This window comes from Pseudomonas sp. GT1P32, from assembly GCF_054897805.1.
In genome coordinates this window covers 5,810,463-5,829,217 of sequence record NZ_CM142704.1, presented here as the reverse complement: position 1 = coordinate 5,829,217, position 18,755 = coordinate 5,810,463, and the positions used below count along the sequence as shown (strand labels likewise).

15 protein-coding genes are annotated in these 18,755 nt (G+C 60.2%); 8 read left to right on the top strand and 7 right to left on the bottom strand.

The genetic code is table 11. From position 1 onward, the window contains the following. Positions 1-59: 59 nt before the first annotated feature. Both ACYZUC_RS26655 and ACYZUC_RS26650 read right to left on the bottom strand, forming a co-directional pair. Positions 60-902: a mechanosensitive ion channel family protein gene (locus ACYZUC_RS26655; RefSeq protein ID WP_461991459.1), complete on the bottom strand. Its 843-nt coding sequence runs from the start codon at positions 900-902 to the stop codon at positions 60-62. A gap of 138 nt (positions 903-1,040) precedes the next feature. Beyond that, positions 1,041-1,526: a YajQ family cyclic di-GMP-binding protein gene (locus ACYZUC_RS26650; protein WP_461991457.1), complete on the bottom strand. Its 486-nt coding sequence runs from the start codon at positions 1,524-1,526 to the stop codon at positions 1,041-1,043. A gap of 140 nt (positions 1,527-1,666) precedes the next feature. Between ACYZUC_RS26650 and ACYZUC_RS26645 the strand changes: the two genes are divergently transcribed. Genes ACYZUC_RS26645 through ACYZUC_RS26635 form a run of 3 tightly spaced genes read left to right on the top strand, consistent with a single transcriptional unit; the run spans position 1,667 to position 5,250 of the window. Further along, the gene (locus ACYZUC_RS26645; RefSeq protein ID WP_461991455.1) at positions 1,667-2,584 is read left to right on the top strand and encodes a putative 2-dehydropantoate 2-reductase; all 918 of its coding nucleotides are present in this window, start codon (positions 1,667-1,669) and stop codon (positions 2,582-2,584) included. 45 nt (positions 2,585-2,629) lie between these two features. Further along, a complete protein-coding gene (locus ACYZUC_RS26640) occupies positions 2,630-4,666 on the top strand; it encodes a sensor histidine kinase (RefSeq protein WP_461991453.1) in 2,037 nt (678 codons plus the stop codon). A 2-nt stretch (positions 4,667-4,668) separates the two neighbouring features. Next, complete coding sequence (locus ACYZUC_RS26635; protein WP_008029250.1) at positions 4,669-5,250, top strand: cob(I)yrinic acid a,c-diamide adenosyltransferase; 582 nt, start codon at positions 4,669-4,671, stop codon at positions 5,248-5,250. Between the two features lie 97 nt (positions 5,251-5,347). Here the strand turns inward: ACYZUC_RS26635 and ACYZUC_RS26630 are convergent, their stop codons facing one another. From ACYZUC_RS26630 to secA, 4 genes are all read right to left on the bottom strand, one after another. Beyond that, positions 5,348-6,298 (bottom strand): Nudix family hydrolase, encoded by a 951-nt coding sequence (locus tag ACYZUC_RS26630; RefSeq protein WP_461991451.1) that lies wholly within the window; start codon positions 6,296-6,298, stop codon positions 5,348-5,350. Beyond that, entirely contained in the window at positions 6,295-6,927 is a 633-nt protein-coding gene (locus ACYZUC_RS26625; protein WP_461991449.1) for a glutathione S-transferase family protein, read from the bottom strand. The genes ACYZUC_RS26630 and ACYZUC_RS26625 overlap by 4 nt, the downstream gene beginning before the upstream one ends. Positions 6,928-7,062: 135 nt before the next feature. Further along, positions 7,063-8,280, bottom strand: a complete 1,218-nt coding sequence (argJ, locus tag ACYZUC_RS26620) for a bifunctional glutamate N-acetyltransferase/amino-acid acetyltransferase ArgJ (RefSeq protein WP_461991447.1) — start codon at positions 8,278-8,280, stop codon at positions 7,063-7,065. Positions 8,281-8,402: 122 nt separating this feature from the next. Then, positions 8,403-11,138 carry a preprotein translocase subunit SecA gene (gene secA / locus ACYZUC_RS26615; protein ID WP_223415662.1) on the bottom strand — a complete coding sequence of 912 codons (2,736 nt, stop codon included), beginning with the start codon at positions 11,136-11,138 and terminating at the stop codon, positions 8,403-8,405. A 307-nt stretch (positions 11,139-11,445) separates the two neighbouring features. Between secA and ACYZUC_RS26610 the strand changes: the two genes are divergently transcribed. After that, the gene (locus tag ACYZUC_RS26610) at positions 11,446-11,901 is read left to right on the top strand and encodes a DUF721 domain-containing protein (RefSeq protein WP_461991445.1); all 456 of its coding nucleotides are present in this window, start codon (positions 11,446-11,448) and stop codon (positions 11,899-11,901) included. A 113-nt stretch (positions 11,902-12,014) separates the two neighbouring features. Here the strand turns inward: ACYZUC_RS26610 and ACYZUC_RS26605 are convergent, their stop codons facing one another. Next, a complete protein-coding gene (locus tag ACYZUC_RS26605; protein WP_461991443.1) occupies positions 12,015-13,502 on the bottom strand; it encodes a helicase HerA-like domain-containing protein in 1,488 nt (495 codons plus the stop codon). 174 nt (positions 13,503-13,676) lie between these two features. Here ACYZUC_RS26605 and ACYZUC_RS26600 point away from each other — a divergent pair, with 174 nt between their 5' ends. The 4 genes from ACYZUC_RS26600 (at position 13,677) to ACYZUC_RS26585 (ending at position 18,617) form a co-directional block, all read left to right on the top strand. Beyond that, positions 13,677-15,566: a methyl-accepting chemotaxis protein gene (locus ACYZUC_RS26600; protein WP_461991441.1), complete on the top strand. Its 1,890-nt coding sequence runs from the start codon at positions 13,677-13,679 to the stop codon at positions 15,564-15,566. 168 nt (positions 15,567-15,734) lie between these two features. Continuing rightward, positions 15,735-16,856, top strand: a complete 1,122-nt coding sequence (locus tag ACYZUC_RS26595; RefSeq protein WP_461991440.1) for a glycosyltransferase family 4 protein — start codon at positions 15,735-15,737, stop codon at positions 16,854-16,856. Continuing rightward, complete coding sequence (locus ACYZUC_RS26590; RefSeq protein ID WP_461991438.1) at positions 16,849-17,625, top strand: DUF2334 domain-containing protein; 777 nt, start codon at positions 16,849-16,851, stop codon at positions 17,623-17,625. The genes ACYZUC_RS26595 and ACYZUC_RS26590 overlap by 8 nt, the downstream gene beginning before the upstream one ends. After that, a complete protein-coding gene (locus ACYZUC_RS26585; protein WP_461991436.1) occupies positions 17,622-18,617 on the top strand; it encodes a lysylphosphatidylglycerol synthase transmembrane domain-containing protein in 996 nt (331 codons plus the stop codon). Before ACYZUC_RS26590 ends, ACYZUC_RS26585 begins: the two co-directional genes overlap by 4 nt. The last annotated feature ends 138 nt before the right edge of the window (positions 18,618-18,755 follow it).

Genomic DNA, 18,755 nt, shown 5'->3' with positions numbered 1-18,755 from the left:
GCGGTAACAAATAAAAAAGGCCCATCTTCGGATGGGCCTTTTTGTTGCCTGCTTGTTGCTTACTGCACCGCAGATTCCTGAACCACTCGAATCATCCGCTGTGGAAACGGGATATCGATGCCGGCCGTTTTCAACCGGTCACGGGACTGTTCGTTAAACATGAACATCACATCCCAATAATCCGCCGTCTTCACCCACACTCGCAGGGAAACAGTGATCGAACTGTCGCCCAGGGTAGAAATGACGGCCTGCGGAGCCGGTTCAGCCAAAATGCGTTCATCCTTGGCCAGATCCAGCAATACTTCACGGGCCTTCTGCAGGTCCGCTTCGTAATCCACGCCCACATCAAACACAACCTTGCGGGTGGGTTGACGGTTGGTGTTGGTGATAATGCCGTTCGACAAATTGCCGTTCGGGACGATGATGGTCTTGTTATCGCCAGTGCGCAGTACGGTGTGGAAAATCTGAATGCTGTCGACCGTACCGGCAACACCTTGAGCTTCGATCCAGTCACCGATACGGAACGGACGGAACAACAGAATCAGCACGCCACCGGCGAAGTTCGCCAGGCTGCCCTGCAACGCCAGACCGATGGCCAGACCGGCCGCACCGATTGCGGCAACGAAGGAGGTGGTTTCGACACCGATCATCGACGCCACGCTGACGATCAGCAAAATCTTCAGAATAATGTTCGCCAGGCTGCTGATGAACCCTTGCAGCGCAAGGTCAGCGTTACGCAGCGCGATCAGGCCGCCCAGTTTCTGCGTCACTTTGTTGATCAACCACCAGCCGATGGCCAGGGTGATGATCGCCAGCAGCACCCGGCTGCCGTATTCCATAATCATCGGAATCCAGGCTTGGGACGCCTTGACCAGGTTGTCCACTTCAGCATTCAAGTCCATCTACGTTCTCCTGATTTCCGGCCACACGGCACGCGAAAAAAATAAGCGGCAGAAAGGCTGCTCCCGTTCGGGGGCAGCCTTTCTGCCGCTGCTTGGGCCTCGGACGCCGAAAACGCCGAGAGGTTCCCGCCTGAGAAGTCAGTCGCGGAAGTTGTTGAACTGCAACGGCATGTCGAACGCCTTGGCACGCAGGGCCGCAATGGCTTCCTGCAGATCGTCACGCTTCTTGCCAGTGATGCGCACTTGCTCGCCCTGAATGGCGGCCTGCACCTTGAGCTTGGCGTCCTTGACGTGAGCGACGATTTTCTTCGCCAGCTCTTTGTCGATGCCTTCCTTGAGAACGGCTTCCTGCTTCATCAGCTTGCCCGACGCATAGGCGTCCTTGACTTCAAGGCACTGCACGTCGATCTTGCGCTTGACCAGCGCCAGCTTGAGGATCTCAATCATTGCTTCGAGCTGGAAATCGGCTTCAGCGGTCAGGTTGACGGTCAGGTCCTTTTCCTTGAACTCGAAGGTGCCCTTGCCTTTCAGGTCATAACGACGATCGAGTTCCTTGACGGCGTTCTCGACCGCGTTGGTGACTTCGTGTTTGTCCAGTTCGGATACCACGTCGAACGACGGCATGTAATCTCTCCAATAAAGGGCGCGCTCGATCAAGATGGAGCACGCCTGGCTTGCGGTTAAAATCCGCGCTGATTATAACGGGTCTTTCCCATCATTCACTGCGAGCGTCCGATGCGCGCCTCAAACAGAGCAAAAAGCTGATGTCCACCACCTGGCATGTTCTGGGCGCCGGCAGCCTCGGCACCTTATGGGCCACACGTCTGGCGCGGGCCGGGGTGCCGGTCCGGCTGATCGTCCGGGATGCGCCGCGCTTGCAGGCTTATCAGGCTGCGGGCGGCTTGACGCTGGTGGAGCACGGCAAAGCAACAACGTATGCCATTCCCGGCGAAACTACCGACAGCGATGAGCCGATCAACCGCCTGCTGGTGGCCTGCAAAGCCTACGATGCCGAGCAGGCCGTGGCCCGACTGGCGCCGCGCCTCGCGTCCGGCGCCGAATTGATCCTGTTGCAGAACGGCCTTGGCAGTCAGGACGCCGTTGCCGCGCAGGTGCCGCAAGCGCGCTGCATTTTTGCTTCGAGCACCGAAGGCGCGTTTCGCGACGGTGACTGGCGCGTGGTATTCGCCGGTCATGGTTACACCTGGCTGGGGGATGCCGGTCATCCCGTCGCGCCGATCTGGCTGGATGACGTGAGCGCCGCCGGGATTCCCCACGAATGGAGCACCGACATTCTGACCCGGCTTTGGCGAAAACTGGCGCTCAACTGCGCGATCAACCCACTGACGGTGTTGCACGATTGCCGCAATGGCGGCTTGCAGGACCACCATTGCGAAGTCGCGACCCTCTGCGGCGAACTGACCGAGCTGCTTGAACGCTGCGGCCAGCCGGCTGCCGCCGAAAATCTCCAGCCGGAAGTGGAACGGGTGATCCACGCCACCGCAGCCAATTTCTCGTCCATGTACCAGGACGTCGCGAATCAACGCCGTACGGAAATCAGCTACCTGTTGGGCTACGTCTGCAAAGTGGCTTCGCGGCACCAACTGAACCTGCCGCACCTCAATCAGCTTGAATCACGCTTGATCGCCCATCTGCACAGCCTTGGATTGCCCAGCGACTGAGCAGCGGCTACGCTGGCCACTTGTTCCTTTTCAGCGATAAACCTGATGCCATTGCGCCAGCGCCTTGAAAACCTTCCCGTCGGCCAGAAACTGCTGGCCGCCCTGCTGGTGCTGTTGACCACCGTTTTGCTGGTCGCCAACCTGACCTTTATCAGCGCCGCGTACTACATTTCCCAGGAGAGCATGGCGCCCCAGGCCTTGCAGACCATTGGCCGACTGGTGTCCAACCCGAGCCTGGTGGCTGAAGCGCTGCAGTCACCACAAAATGCCGAGCGGCTGCTCAATGAGCTCAACAGTTATTCACCGCTGCGCGCGGCAGCCCTGTATGACGGCAAGGGCGAAAGGCTGGCGCAGTTGCAACGTGGCGATCATTTGGGCCTGCCTGAGCGTTACCGCCACATCGAATCCTGGCAAGCCACCGAATTTCGCAGCAACCAAGTGATCACCCTGCCCCGCCCCGGCACCTCGCCTGGCCATCTGCTGCTGGTCGCCAGCAGCGAACTGCCGATGGCCTTCTACACCGGGACCCTGACTGCCAGCCTCGGCATTCTGATTTTCAGCGTGCTGTTATGGCTGGTGATCGCCCGGCAGATCAAACGCCTGATTACCCGGCCAATCCATCAACTCGAAGAGCTGTCCCGACAAGTGACCCGGGAAGAAAACTACGCCCTGCGCGCCTCACGCGGCAACCATGACGAAATCGGCAGCCTGGCCGAGGCGTTCAACACCATGCTCTCGCGTATCGAGGCACGGGAGCAGCAACTCAAACGGGCACGGGACGAATCCCAGGCCGCTTACGATCAGGCCCAGGGCCTGGCCGAAGAAACCCGCCACACCAACCGCAAACTGGAACTCGAGGTCCAGGTGCGCAGCAAGATCGAGAAGAAACTCACCGGGTTCCAGAATTACCTCAACAGCATCATCGACTCCATGCCGTCGGCGCTGATCGCCCTCGACGAGCAGCTCTACGTGACGCAGTGGAATCAGGAGGCCAGCGCCCTCTCCGGCACACGCCTGGATGAAGCGCTGAATCAACCGATCTTCCTCGCCTTCGAACCGCTCAAACCGTTTTTGCCGCAGCTCAAGCAAACCGTCGAGCAGCACACGGTGGCGAAGATTGAACGCGTGACCTGGTTCAAGGACGATGAACCCAAGCATTACGCTCTGACCTTTTACCCACTGATGGGCGGTGCCGGTCGTGGCGTGGTGATCCGCATCGACGACATCACCCAGCGCCTGTCGCTGGAAGAAATGATGGTGCAGTCGGAAAAAATGCTCTCGGTGGGTGGCCTCGCCGCTGGCATGGCCCACGAGATCAACAACCCGCTCGGCGCGATCCTGCACAACGTGCAGAACATTCGTCGACGCTTGTCCCCGGACTTGCCAAAAAACCTCGAACAGGCCGAACAGATCGGCATTGAGCTGGATACGGTCAACGAGTACCTGAAAGTACGTGAGGTGCCGCAGTTGCTCGACGGCATTCAACAGGCGGGCGCCCGGGCGGCGAAAATCGTCACCCACATGCTTAGCTTCAGCCGCCGCAGCACCCGGCAAATGGCGCCGTGCGATTTGCCGGCGCTGATCGATCAAGCCGTGGAAATTGCCGGCAACGACTTTGACCTGGCGATTGGCTTTGACTTCAAGGGTCAGGCGATCATTCGTCAGTTCGACCCCGCTCTGGGTCCCGTGCCCGGCACCGCCAACGAACTTGAGCAGGTGCTGCTCAACCTGCTGAAAAACGCCGCGCAAGCCATTCACCAGCGCGAGGACGGCTGCGAGCCGGGACGGATCATCCTGCGGACCAGACTCAATCCGCCGTGGGCGGAAATCCAGGTCGAGGACAATGGCATCGGCATGAGCGAGAGCGTGCGCAAACGCACCTTCGAACCCTTCTTCACCACCAAGGAAATCGGTCAGGGCACCGGGCTTGGCTTGTCGGTTTCGTATTTCATCATCACCAACAACCACAAGGGTCAGATGGAAGTGCAATCGACCCTGGGCCAGGGCACGTGTTTCACCTTGCGCCTGCCGTTGACGAGCACCCCGCTCGTTTCTCAAGAACTCAATCAGCTTTCGAGGTAACCATGGGCTTTCGCTTGTCGAAGATCTACACCCGCACCGGCGACAAAGGCGAAACCGGGCTGGGCGACGGCCGCCGCGTGCCCAAGGACCACCCGCGGATCGAGGCCATTGGCGAAGTCGATTCATTGAACAGCCAGGTCGGCGTGCTGTTGGCCGGGCTCGAAGCGGAACGTGGAAAATTTCCCGGATTAAACGAAGTGATCGAGGTTTTGGCGCCTTGCCAGCATCGGTTGTTCGACCTCGGTGGCGAACTGGCCATGCCGGAATATCAGGCGTTGAATGCGGCAGAAATCGAACGCCTGGAAGCGGCGATCGATGTGTGGAATGAAGAGCTGGGGCCGCTGGAGAATTTCATTCTGCCGGGCGGTTCGGCGCTGATTGCGCAAGCGCATGTGTGCCGAAGCCTGGCGCGCAGTGCGGAGCGCCGGTGTCAGCATTTGAATGCGCTTGAGCCGTTGGCCGGGGTTGGCCTGGCGTACATCAATCGGTTGTCGGATCTGTTGTTTGTGGTGGCGCGGGTGATTGCCAGGCGTCAGGGGATTGCGGAGATTTTGTGGCAGCCTGCTGCGAAACCTGGAGTTTAATTGGCGCCCTTAAGGACGCCTTCGCGGGCAAGCCTCGCTCCTACTGGAGAATGCATATTCCTGTAGGAGCGAGGCTTGCCCGCGAATAGGCCAGTGGCTACACCAAAGAATCCGGCCAGAACGCCCGTATCCCCGCCACGCCTTGGGCGCCTGCCGCCCAAGCCTTCTGCTGTTCCGCCGGCCCAACACCACCGAGCAAGAACACCGGCATGCTGAAACCTTCGATCAACGTTGCAGCCTGCTCCCAACCCAGCGGCTGAGCCCCCGGATGCGTCAGGGTCGGCTGCACCGGCGACAGGGTCACAAAGTCCACGCCCATCTGCTCGGCCAGCGCCAGTTCCTCGGCGTTATGGCAGGACGCCGCCAACCAGCGCGACGCCGGTAGTGGACGACCGGCCGCTGCGTATTTGCGCAGCTGTGCCGAGGTGATGTGCCAACCGGCCGACGGGAAATCGCCCAACCATTCGAACGGCCCCTTGATCATCAACTGCGCCTTACCGGCACACAGCCCGGCCGCGTCCACCGCCAGATCACGGTATTTCGGGTCGTAGCCGTTGGGCGCCCGTAGCTGGATCAACTTGATGCCGTTGGCGATGGCTTTCTGAATACCGCGCAGCAGCGCAGGGGTTTCCAGATCTTCAGGCGTAATCAGGTAAGCCGAAGGCAACCGCGCCGCCGCAACGATTGGCTGGTTGGCGGCCGGAAACTCATAGCCCGGCAGATCACGCGGCGCCACCCATTCCAAAGGCTGGCCTTCGGCACCGTGAGGTTCACCGGAAAAGTCCGAGACCTCCCAGACATCCAGCAACACTTGTTTGTCCGGGTAGTCATGGCGGACCTTGATCAGCGGTCGAGCGGCATTGACCACAATCCCCAGCTCTTCATGAAGCTCACGGGCCAGCGCAGTTTCCACGGACTCGTCTGCCTCGACCTTGCCACCCGGGAATTCCCAAAGACCGCCCTGATGCTGAGTGTCGGCACGCCGGGCGATAAGGATCTTGCCGCTGCTATCGCGGATAACCGCGGCGGCTACGTGTACTCGTTTCACTGCCCGACCTCCTCCAGACCCGCCTTTTGCCAAGCCTTGAAGGCTGGCCATTGGTAGATCGTTTCGACGTAGGCCTCATCCGCCGCCGGCAACTTCACCTGATAGGTACGCAGGCGTACGGCAATGGGTGCGAAGAAGGCATCGGCCAGGGTCGCGCGGCCAAACAGGTATGGACCGGTTTCGGTCGCGGCTGCGCGGCACTCGGCCCACAACGCCAGCATGCGTTCGATGTCCGCCTGGACGTCAGCCGGGACCGGCGACAAAGGTGCGTCGCGGCTCAGGTCAAACGGCATGTTGCCGCGCATGGCGAAGAAGCCGGCGTGCATCTGTGCACATGCCGAACGTGCCTGGGCGCGGGCCGCAACGTCTTTTGGCCAGAGGTCGGCGTCAGGGAATTGTTCGGCCAGGTACTCGGCAATCGCCAGGGAATCGGCGATGGTGCCGTGCTCGGTTTTCAGCAACGGGACTTTGGCGGTCGGCGAATGTTTGAGCAGACGCTCGCGGGTGTCCGGCTGGTTCAGTTTGATCAATTCTTCGGTGTACGGGGCGCCGGCCAGGTCAAGGGCCAGGGCGCCGCGCAGGGACCAGGAGGAATGCAATTTGTCGCCGATGATCAGGTGGAGGCTCATGTTCGGGACCTTTTGATAGGGGGTACAGGCCAGAATCTTTGGTGTCTGATCGGACCTCTTCGCGGGCAAGCCTCGCTCCTACAGGGATTGCGCGATCCTTGTAGGAGCGAGGCTTGCCCGCGAAAGCGATCTGTCTTACGTACGGTATTCGGCGTTGATCTTCACGTATTCGTGGGACAGGTCCGTGGTCCAGATGGTTTCGCTGCAATCGCCGCGACCCAGTTCGATACGGATGGTGATTTCTTCCTGCTGCATCACCGCTGCGCCCTGGGCTTCAGTGTAGGTCGATGCGCGGGCGCCACGGCTGGCGATGCAGACTTCGCCGAGGAACACGTCGATCTTGCTCACGTCCAGGTTCGGTACGCCAGCACGGCCAACGGCAGCCAGGATGCGGCCCCAGTTCGGGTCGGATGCGAACAGCGCGGTCTTGATCAGCGGCGAGTGCGCCACGGTGTAACCGACGTCCAGGCATTCCTGGTGATTGCCGCCGCCGTTGACTTCAACGGTGACGAACTTGGTCGCGCCTTCGCCGTCACGCACGATGGCCTGGGCCACGTCCATGCACACTTCGAACACAGCCTGTTTCAGCTTGGCGAACAGTTCACCACTGGCGGAGGTGATTTCCGGCAGTGCCGCCTGACCGGTGGCGATTAGCATGCAGCAGTCGTTGGTCGAGGTGTCGCCGTCGATGGTGATGCGGTTGAACGACTTGTTGGCGCCGTCCAGCAACAGGTTTTGCAACACGTCGCGGGAGACTTTGGCGTCGGTGGCGATGTAGCCGAGCATGGTCGCCATGTTCGGACGGATCATGCCCGCGCCTTTGCTGATGCCGGTAACGGTGATGGTCACGCCGTCATGCTTGAACTGGCGGCTGGCGCCCTTCGGCAGGGTATCGGTGGTCATGATGCCGGTGGCGGCAGCTTCCCAGTTGTTGACCGACAGGTCGTCGAGAGCGGCTTGCAGCGCGCCTTCGATTTTCTCGACCGGCAGCGGTTCGCCGATCACACCGGTGGAGTACGGCAGCACCAGGCTGGCATCGACGCCGGTCAGTTCGGCCAGTTTCGCGCAGGTACGCTCGGCGGCCGCCAGACCCGGTTCGCCGGTGCCGGCGTTGGCGTTGCCGGTGTTGGTCAGCAGGTAACGCACCGGACCTTGCACACGTTGCTTGGCCAGGATCACCGGAGCAGCGCAAAAGGCGTTCAGGGTGAACACGCCCGCCACGGTGGAACCTTCGGCGCAGCGCATGACCACGACATCCTTGCGCCCAGGGCGCTTGATGCCGGCCGAGGCGATACCGAGTTCAAAACCGGCAACCGGGTGCAACGTTGGCAAAGGACCAAGACCAACAGCCATGAATGCGCTCCTTAATAAATGATGTCTGCACCGCTTTCAGGAAGAACGGTGGTGTAAATGGCAAAACGCCGCGACGGCTGATGCCGGTCGCGGCGCGGGTATTTCAGCGTATGAAACGGGTTTTACTGGATCTGCCCGTGGCAATGCTTGAACTTCTTGCCCGAACCGCAGTAGCACAGTTCGTTACGGCCCAGCTTCTGTTCGTTGCGTACCGGCGCTACGGCGAGGGCTACATCGACCTCTTCACCCAGCAGTTCCGGTTGCTCGAGACCAGGCGCTTCAGCGTGCTCGAACTGCATGCGCGCCGCCAGTGCTTCGGCTTCCTGGCGCAGGCGTTGCTCTTCTTCGATCGGATCTTCGCGGCGGACCTGAACGTGCGACAACACACGGATCGAGTCGCGCTTGATCGAATCCAGCAGCTCGGAGAACAGCGTGAACGACTCGCGCTTGTACTCTTGCTTCGGGTTCTTCTGCGCATAGCCACGCAAGTGGATGCCGTGACGCAGGTGGTCCATGGTCGACAGGTGGTCTTTCCACAGGTCGTCCAGCACGCGCAGCACGATTTGCTTCTCGAAGGTGCGCAGCGCGTCGGCGCCCGCCTGGTCTTCTTTCTCGTTGTACGCCGCGATGAGCTCCTGCATCAGCTTCTCGCGCAGGGTTTCTTCGTACAGGTGATCGTCTTCGTCGAGCCATTGCTGGATCGGAAGCGCCACACCGAAGTCGCTCTGCAATGCCGCTTCCAGACCGGCCACGTCCCACTGCTCAGGCAGCGATTGCGGTGGAATGTGGGCGCTGACGGTAGCGTTGAGTACGTCCTGACGGAAGTCGGCGATGGTTTCACCGATGTTGTCGGCGGCCAGCAACGTGTTGCGCATGTGATAGATCACTTTACGCTGTTCGTTGTTGACGTCATCGAACTCGAGCAGTTGTTTACGAATGTCGAAGTTGCGGCCTTCAACCTTGCGCTGAGCCTTCTCGATGGCGTTGGTCACCATGCGGTGCTCGATCGCTTCACCGGACTGCATGCCCAATGCTTTCATGAAGTTCTTCACCCGGTCAGAGGCGAAGATGCGCATCAGGCTGTCTTCCAGCGACAGGTAGAAACGACTGGAACCGGCGTCACCCTGACGACCTGCACGACCACGCAACTGGTTGTCGATACGGCGCGATTCGTGACGTTCGGACGCAATCACCTGCAAGCCACCCGACTCCAGCACTTGCTGGTGACGCTTCTGCCAGTCGGCCTTGATCTGGGCAATCTGCTCCGGCGTCGGGTCTTCCAGAGACGCGACTTCCACTTCCCAGTTGCCGCCCAACAGAATGTCGGTACCACGACCGGCCATGTTGGTGGCGATGGTCAGTGCGCCTGGACGACCGGCCTGGGCAATGATTTCGGCTTCTTTTTCGTGGAACTTGGCGTTCAGGACCTTGTGTTCGATGCCTTCCTTCTGCAGCAGCGCAGACATGTGCTCGGAAGTTTCGATGGTTGCAGTACCCACCAGCACCGGACGGCCGTGAGTCATGCATTCCTTGATGTCGTTGATGATCGCCGCGTATTTCTCTTCGGCGGTCAGGAACACCAGGTCGTTGTAGTCTTTACGTGCCAAAGGCTTGTTCGGCGGGATCACCATGACCTGCAGGCCGTAGATCTGGTGGAATTCGAACGCTTCGGTGTCTGCGGTACCGGTCATGCCGGACAACTTGTTGTACAGACGGAAGTAGTTCTGGAACGTGGTCGACGCCAACGTCTGGCTTTCGGCCTGGATGTTCAGGTTTTCCTTGGCTTCGATAGCCTGGTGCAGGCCTTCGGACAAACGGCGACCCGGCATGGTACGACCGGTGTGTTCGTCGACCAGGACAACCTGACCGTCCTGCACGATGTATTCAACGTTGCGGTTGAACAGCTTGTGCGCACGCAGGCCGGCATAAACGTGGGTCAGCAGGCCAAGGTTATGCGCCGAATACAGGCTCTCGCCTTCAGCCAGCAGGCCGACGCGGGTCAGCATGTCTTCGATGAACTGGTGACCGGCTTCGTTGAGTTCGACCTGACGGGTCTTCTCGTCGACGGTGTAATGGCCGGCCTTGGTGACTTCGCCTTCGACTTCTTCGACGTGCAATTGCAGCTGCGGGATCAGTTTGTTGATCTCGATGTACAGCTTCGAGCTGTCCTCGGCCTGACCGGAAATGATCAGCGGGGTACGGGCTTCGTCGATGAGGATGGAGTCGACTTCGTCGATCACGGCAAAGTTGAGTTCGCGCTGGAATTTTTCTTCCATGCTGAACGCCATGTTGTCGCGCAGGTAGTCGAAACCGAATTCGTTGTTGGTGCCGTAGGTGATGTCGGCGGCGTAGGCCTGACGTTTCTCTTCCGGCGGCTGGAAAGGTGTAACCACACCGACCGTCATGCCGAGGAATTCGTAGAGCGGACGCATCCAGTTGGCGTCACGGCGGGCCAGATAGTCGTTCACGGTAACAACGTGCACGCCTTTGCCGGACAGCGCGTTGAGGTAAACGCCCAGTGTAGCCACCAGGGTCTTGCCTTCACCGGTACGCATTTCCGCGATCATGCCTTCATGCAAGGTCATGCCGCCGATCAGCTGGACATCGAAGTGGCGCATACCCATGACGCGCTTGCCGGCTTCGCGGGCGACCGCAAAGGCTTCTGGCAGCAGCTTGTCGAGGGTTTCCCCTTTGGCGATGCGGGCCTTGAACTCATCCGTCTTGGCACGCAATTGATCGTCCGAAAGGGCCACCATTTGCTCTTCGAAGGCATTGACGAGTTGCACCGTCTTGAGCATGCGTTTGACTTCACGCTCGTTCTTGCTTCCAAAAAGTTTCTTTAACAAAGGCGCAAACATATCGGCAGGATCTTCCACACTAAAGGGATGGAGGGCGGCCCCGTGAGTCGCCCGTGCAGCCCTCATGGCCGCATGCGAACGAGCATTCTACCCGGAAACGATGGTGAGGAAAGTGGCGTTATTCCACGATGCATGCACTGCGCTGTTACGGGGCTCACTTAAAATAAGGGCTTTTTGCTGAACTTCAAGCCACTGACGGCAGAAGTTACTTGTTGATTTAATGGGTAAAGCGCGCGCAAAGCAATGGGTCGGGCGCATCCAGTGCTTTCTGCTACCATGGCAGCTCTGTTACTTCAGGTGTCTGATCATGGCATTTCGCCCTCTTACGGCCAGAGCACCCGCCGTTCTGCTTCGCGAAGCCAAACCGCTGAAAGCCATTTTTGGCCATGCTCAACGCCTGGGTCATTTACAACGTCTGCTCGAAAGCCAATTGCAGCCCGCTGCGCGCAAACATTGCCATGTGGCGTCGTGGCGCGAAGGCAGTCTGTTGCTGATTGTCACCGACGGACATTGGGCAACGCGTCTGCGCTATCAACAGAAACGTCTGCAACGGCAGTTGCAGATGTTTGATGAGTTCGCCAGCCTGACGCGGATTCTGTTCAAGGTGCAGCCGCCGACCGTTCAGCAAGGAGCAGCCGGGCATACCATCAGTTTGTCGACGGATGCGGGCGCGACGATTCAGGCTACGGCTGAGGGGATCAGCGATCCCAACCTGCGGGCGGCGCTGGAGCGACTGGCCGCTCACGCAAAACCCAAGGACTGAAATCGCCGGGACCTTCGTAGGAGCGAGGCTTGCCCGCGAAGAGGCCCTTGAAGCAGCCAAAAGCTTCGCGGGCAAGCCTCGCTCCTACAGGGATGGTGTGTATTCAATGACTTTCAGCGGCGTTTGCTGCCGCCGAGCAACGACCCCATCAACCCACGCACCAATTGCCGACCAAGCTGATTGGCCGCCTGTCGCATCGCCGACTTCAGCGCCTGCCCTGCCGCCGTGCCGAGGAACTCCCCGGCCTTGTCGGTGAAGCTCGGTTCCTCTGGCGCAGGTTTGCCCGGTGCCGCTTCGAGTTCCGGCGCCAGGCCTTTGCGTCCCATCAGCACTTCATAGGCCGATTCGCGATCCACCGGTTTGTCGTACCGCCCTTTGAACGGCGAGCCGGCGATCAGCAGCGAGCGCTCGGTTTCGCTCAGCGGCCCGATCCGTGATTGCGGTGGTGCCACCAGAACGCGCTGGACCATCTCTGGCGTGCCTTTGTCCTGCAACGTGCCGACCAGCGCCTCGCCGATCCCCAGTTCGGTCAGCACCGACAAGGCATCGAACGCCGGGTTCGGCCGGAAGCCCTCGGCCACCGCACGCAGGGACTTCTGCTCCTTGGCGGTGAACGCACGCAAGCCATGCTGGATACGCAGGCCGAGCTGCGCCAGCACGTCATCCGGCAGGTCGCCCGGCGATTGGGTGACGAAATACACGCCCACGCCTTTCGAGCGAATCAACCGCACCACTTGCTCCAGTCGCTCCTGCAACGCCTTGGGCGTATCGGCAAACAATAAATGGGCTTCGTCGAAAAACAGCGCCAGCAGTGGTTTGTCGGCATCGCCGCGCTCCGGCAGTTGCTCGAACAGTTCAGCCAGAAGCCACAACAGAAACGTCGCGTAGACCTTCGGCGCTTCGTGCACCAGACGACTGGCATCCAGCAAGTGAATGCGCCCGCGTCCCTCGGCGGTCGGTTGCAGAATGTCTTCGAGTTGCAGCGCCGGCTCGCCGAACAAGGCCTCAGCACCTTGTTGCTCCAGGGTCGCCAATCGGCGCAACAAGGCCTGGCTGGAACCGGTGGTCATCAGCGCGGCGTCGTCGCCCAGCAATTCGGGGTGGTCGCGCAGGTGATTGAGCAGTGCCTTCAGGTCCTTCAAGTCCAGCAGCAACAGGCCTTCGCGATCTGCGACCTTGAACGCGGCATACAGCGCCGACTGCTGGCTGTCGGTCAACTCCAGCAGGGCGCCAATTAACAGCGGGCCCATTTCGCTCAGGGTTGTGCGCAAGGGATGACCGGTTTGGCCGTGAATGTCCCACAAAGTGACCGGGTACGCCTGCGGCGTGTGATTCAGCCAGGGCATCCCGGCGATTCGCTCGGCGATCTTGCCCTGCGGGTTGCCGGCAGCGCCGAGGCCGCACAGGTCACCTTTGATGTCCGCTGCGAACACCGCCACGCCAGCATCGCTGAATGCTTCGGCCAGTCGTTGAAGGGTGACGGTCTTGCCGGTCCCGGTAGCGCCCGCGACCAGACCGTGACGGTTCGCCAGGCGCATGGCCTGGGCGATCGGTTGCCCCGCGAGATCGGCACCGATAACGAGTTGCGATGAATCAGGCATTTGGTCACCCATGGTTAATCTTTAATTCTGCACGGCCGATATAAAAGACTGAAAAGCTTCGGTAATCCCCCCAAGGAGAGGACGGAAATATCAGCTTGTTTTCATGACCGCCCACTGCGCGCTTCTTTATAAAAGCACGCCTTGAGCATTAAGACCTTAGCGGAACCCCAAGCCATGAACAAAAATCTGCGCTTCAGCCATAAAATCCTGCTTGCCGCCGCTCTCATCGTCATTGCCGCGTTCGCCTCGTTCACGCTGTACAACGACTACTTGCAGCGCAACGCCATCCGCGAGGATCTGGACAAGAATCTGCAAAAAATGGGCAGCGTGACTGCCAACAACATCCAGACCTGGTTGACCGGGCGCAGTCTGCTGATCGAAAACCTCGCACAAAACGCCGCGCTGAACGCGGACATCGGCAACGTCACCAAGCTGCTGGAGCAGAAGGCGGTGACGTCGACCTTCATGGGTGCTTACATTGGCAACAAGGATGGCACCTTCATCATCCGCCCGGACAGCAAAATGCCGGATGGCTATGACCCGCGCGCCCGCCCCTGGTACAAAAGTGCCCAAAGCACCAGCGGCTCGGCGCTGACCGAACCCTACATCGATCTGGCCTCTGGCCAACTGGTCATCTCCATCGTCAACAGTGTGCTCAAGGATGGCCAAAACATCGGTGTGGTCGGTGGTGACCTGAGCCTGCAAGTGATCGCCGACAGCCTGAATGCGCTGGATTTCGATGGCATGGGTTATGCGTTCCTGATCAGCGCCGACGGCAAGATCCTGGTGCACCCGGACAAAGCGCTGGTGATGAAATCCCTGGCTGAGGCGTACCCGAAAAACACGCCACGCATCAGCAGCGACTTCAGTGAAGTGGAAGTCGATGGCAAAACCCGCATCGTCACGTTCACTCCGATCAAAGGCCTGTCTTCCGTCAACTGGTACATCGGTCTGTCGGTGGATAAAGACAAAGCCTTCGCGAAGCTCAGCGATTTCCGCGCCTCGGCGGTCGTTGCGACCGTCATCGCAGTTGCGATCATCATTGCCTTGCTGGGCATGTTGATCCGTATCCTGATTCAGCCGCTGCACGTCATGACCCGCGCCATGGCCGACATTGCCGATGGCGAGGGCGACCTGACCAAACGCCTGACTATCCAGAACAACGATGAATTCGGCCTCCTGGGCACCGCGTTCAACCGTTTCGTGGAGCGCATTCACGGTTCGATCCGCGAAGTGTCTTCGGCCACCGGCCAGGTCAACGAAGTGGCGCTGCGTGTAGTCGCGGCTTCCAACTCGTCGATGTACAACTCCGACCAGCAAGCTTCGCGCACCAGCAGCGTCGCCGCCGCGATCAATCAGCTCGGTGCCGCGGCCCAGGAAATCGCGCGCAACGCCGCCCAGGCGTCGAGCCAGGCCAGCGATGCCCGCAGCCTCGCCGAAGACGGCCAACAGGTGGTGGATCGCAGCATCGTCGCGATGAACCAACTGTCGAGCATGCTCAGCGCTTCGAGCACCAACATCGAATCGCTGAACAGCAAAACCGTAAACATCGGGCAGATTCTCGAAGTGATCACCAGCATTTCCCAGCAAACCAACCTGCTGGCGCTGAACGCCGCGATTGAAGCGGCCCGTGCCGGTGAAGCCGGACGTGGTTTTGCCGTGGTGGCCGACGAAGTGCGCAACCTGGCACACCGCACGCAGGAATCGGCGCAGCAGGTGCAGACCATGATCGAGGAGCTGCAAGTCGGCGCCCGCGAATCCGTCAGCACCATGAGCGACAGCCAGCGCCACAGTCAGGACAGCGTGGAAATCGCCAACCTGGCGGGCGAACGCCTGAACAGCGTGACGTTGCGCATCGGTGAAATCGACGGGATGAACCAGTCCGTGGCGACGGCGACCGAGGAACAGACGGCGGTGGTGGAGTCGATCAACGTCGACATTACCGAGATCAATACGCTCAACCAGGAAGGGGTGGAAAACCTGCAAGCGACGTTGCGGGCGTGTTCGGACCTGGAGCAGCAGGCGGCACGTCTCAAGCAATTGGTAGGTAGTTTCCGGATCTGATGCGCTTCTGAGGGCCCCTTCGCGGGCAAGCCTCGCTCCTACAAGGTTTTACGTGAACCTGTAGGAGCGAGGCTTGCCCGCGAAGGCGGTCTGTAACACACCACAAAACCCCAGCCGAACATCTATTCTTCATAAAGGTCAACCAAGGGAGTACAACGGACCGGAGGGATGTTCATCGTGCACATCGCGGACATAACCATGTTCTACGCCCCTGCCAGCGGTGGCGTGCGCACGTATCTGGATGCAAAACACCGTCGTCTGGGCGTCAAGCCCGGCATTCGCCACAGCCTGCTGATCCCCGGCTCACACTTGAGTGAACAGGATGGCGTTTACACGGTTCCGGCCCCTGCCCTGCCCTTCGGCAAGGGTTATCGTTTCCCTCTCCGTCTCGCCCCTTGGCGAAATGTCCTGCAGGATTTGCAGCCCGATCTGATCGAAGTCGGTGACCCGTACCTCACAGCCTGGGCAGCGCTCGATGCCCGCCGCCAACTCGATGTGCCAGTGATCGGCTTCTATCACTCGGACTTGCCGCTGCTGGTCAGCAATCGCATGGGCAATTGGGTCACAACCAACGTCGAAGCGTATGTCAAAAAGCTCTACGGCAACTTCGACCGGGTCTTGGCGCCGAGCCGGATCATGGCCGACAAACTGACCAGCCTGGGCGTGAACAACGTTTTCGTCCAAACCCTGGGCGTCGACCTGCAAACCTTTCATCCCGAGGCCCGGGATCCAAGCCTGCGGACGCAACTGGGCATCAATGAAAATACACACCTGCTGATTTTTGCCGGGCGAGGCTCCAAGGAAAAAAACCTGCCGGTGTTGCTGGAATGCATGCGACGCCTGGGGCGGCGTTATCACCTGTTGCTGCTGGGGTCGTCGATGCCGGTCGTGGTCCCGGACAACGTCACCGTCATCCATGAGTTCTGCCCCGTCACGCAGGTGGCGAAGTTGATGGCCAGCGCCGATGCGCTGCTGCATGCCGGCGACCAGGAAACGTTTGGCCTGGTAGTCCTCGAAGCCATGGCCAGCGGCATTCCGGTCGTAGCCGTGGCGGCGGGAGCCTTTGAAGAAATCATCAGCGCAGAATGCGGGCTGCTGTGCGCGCCGAACGACCCGGTGGCGATGGCCAATGCGGTACGGGAGCTGTTCAGTTCAGGCAGTGCCGCGCTCGGCCAACAAGCGCGCCTCCATGTCGAACGGCATTACTCGTGGGACACGGTGGTCAACAGCCTGTTGGGCCACTATCACGCCGTCCTCGGCAACCAATGGCCGCTGGCCGCCAATGGTTGAAAACATGACTGCGCCCTGCCTGTTACTCGTGCTGCATGACGTCGCGCCGCACACTTGGGCCGATTACCAACCTTTTGTCGAAGCCGTCGACGCCTTGGGCGAGGTGCCGATGACCTGGCTGGTGGTGCCGGATTTCCACAGACACAACGATCTGGAGGCACACCCGGGGTTGCGCCGCCTGCTGACCGGTCGAGTCGCCCGAGGTGACGAATTGGCACTGCACGGCTATTTTCATTGTGATGATGAGCCGCCGCCCAACACGCCACGAAACTGGTTCATGCGCCGCATTTATACCCACGAAGGCGAGTTCTACACGCTGTCTCAGGACGCGGCTCTCGTGCGTCTGCGCGCAGGTATCGAGCTGTTTCATCGCTATGACTGGCCGCTCGAAGGGTTCGTCGCTCCGGCCTGGTTGATGAGCGAAGGTACGCGCCAGGCCTTGCGCCAGTTACCCCTGAGTTACACGAGCGATCCACAGCATCTGTTTCGTCTACCGGATTTCACCCCGGTCGATGCGCCGGGACTGGTCTGGAGTGCGCGCAGCGCATGGCGGCGAGGTTTGTCGAAGCTCGTCAGCGATCAGCGCGAACAACGCTGGCGCCAGGCGCCGGTAATTCGTCTGGGCCTGCACCCGGTGGACATGCGTCATCGGTTTGCGCGCGATTACTGGCTGCAAACCCTCAAGCGATTGCTCGACCAAGGCCGCATGCCGATGACCAAGGCTCGTTGGCTCGCGCTGCACAGCGACTGTGTCGGTCGCGCCGCATGAGCCGGGGGATTCTGCTGTTTGTCGCGCTGCTCGCGGCGGTGCTGATTCCGCTGCTGCTGGGTGGCAACCAGACCTGGTCGCGATTGCAAAGCTTTCCACTGAGCTGGTTGCTGATCATGTTCGGCATGATCCTGCTGTGCTGGGTGGTGAACACGATGCGCTTGCGCCTGTTGCTGGGTGATGAGCGCGACAAGGTCAGCCCGATCAAAAGCCTCGGCGTGGTAATGGCCGCCGAGTTCGCCTACTGCGCCACACCGGGCGGCAGCGGCGGACCGCTGACCATCATGGCGCTGCTGGCCCGCAACGGGGTTCGGCCGGCACGGGGCAGCGCAGTTTTCGCCATGGACCAACTCAGCGATCTGCTGTTCTTTCTCTGTGCGTTAAGCGGGATTCTGATTTATGCGCTGTTCCAGCACCTCAGCGAGCGCATGGAGTGGCTACTGACCGTCAGTGCGATATCGATGTTCGGCGGGCTGCTCAGTTGTGTGGTGATCGCGCGCTACCATCGGCTGCTGATTCGCCTCAGCGGGCGGCTGCTCGCACGTCTCAATGTCAAAGGCACCACGCGCATGCGCTGGGCGCGAAAACTCCTGCACTTTCTTGCGGCGTTCACTGACACGCTGAAGTTGCCCTTTCAGACATTGATCAAGGTGTTTGCCCTGACCTGTGTGCATTGGGTGCTGCGCTATAGCGTGTTGTACCTGGCGTTGCGCGGGCTTGGCGCGGATTTGCAGTGGGCCTGGAGCTTTTTGATTCAGATGCTTTCGCTGAGTGCGGGGCAGTTCAGCCTGTTGCCGGGGGGCGCCGGGGCGGCGGAATTGACCTCGGCTGCATTGCTGGCGCCCATGGTGGGGAAATCTACTGCGGCGGCGGCGATTCTGATTTGGCGGGCGGTGACTTATTACTTTTATCTGGTGGTGGGGGGGCCGGTGTTTTTGTTGATGGTTGGGCGGCCGTTGTTGAAGAAGTTGATGAGGTTTAAGCAGGCTTAGGGCTTGCGGGTTTTTTGATGGTGTACATATCCGTTTTTTTGGTTAAGGCGGCTATCGGTTCCGCTCTTACAGCGGGTCACTTGGAGAAGCGCCAAGTAACCAAGCGCTTTTGCCCCTTTCGTTCGGTGCCTCGCCTAG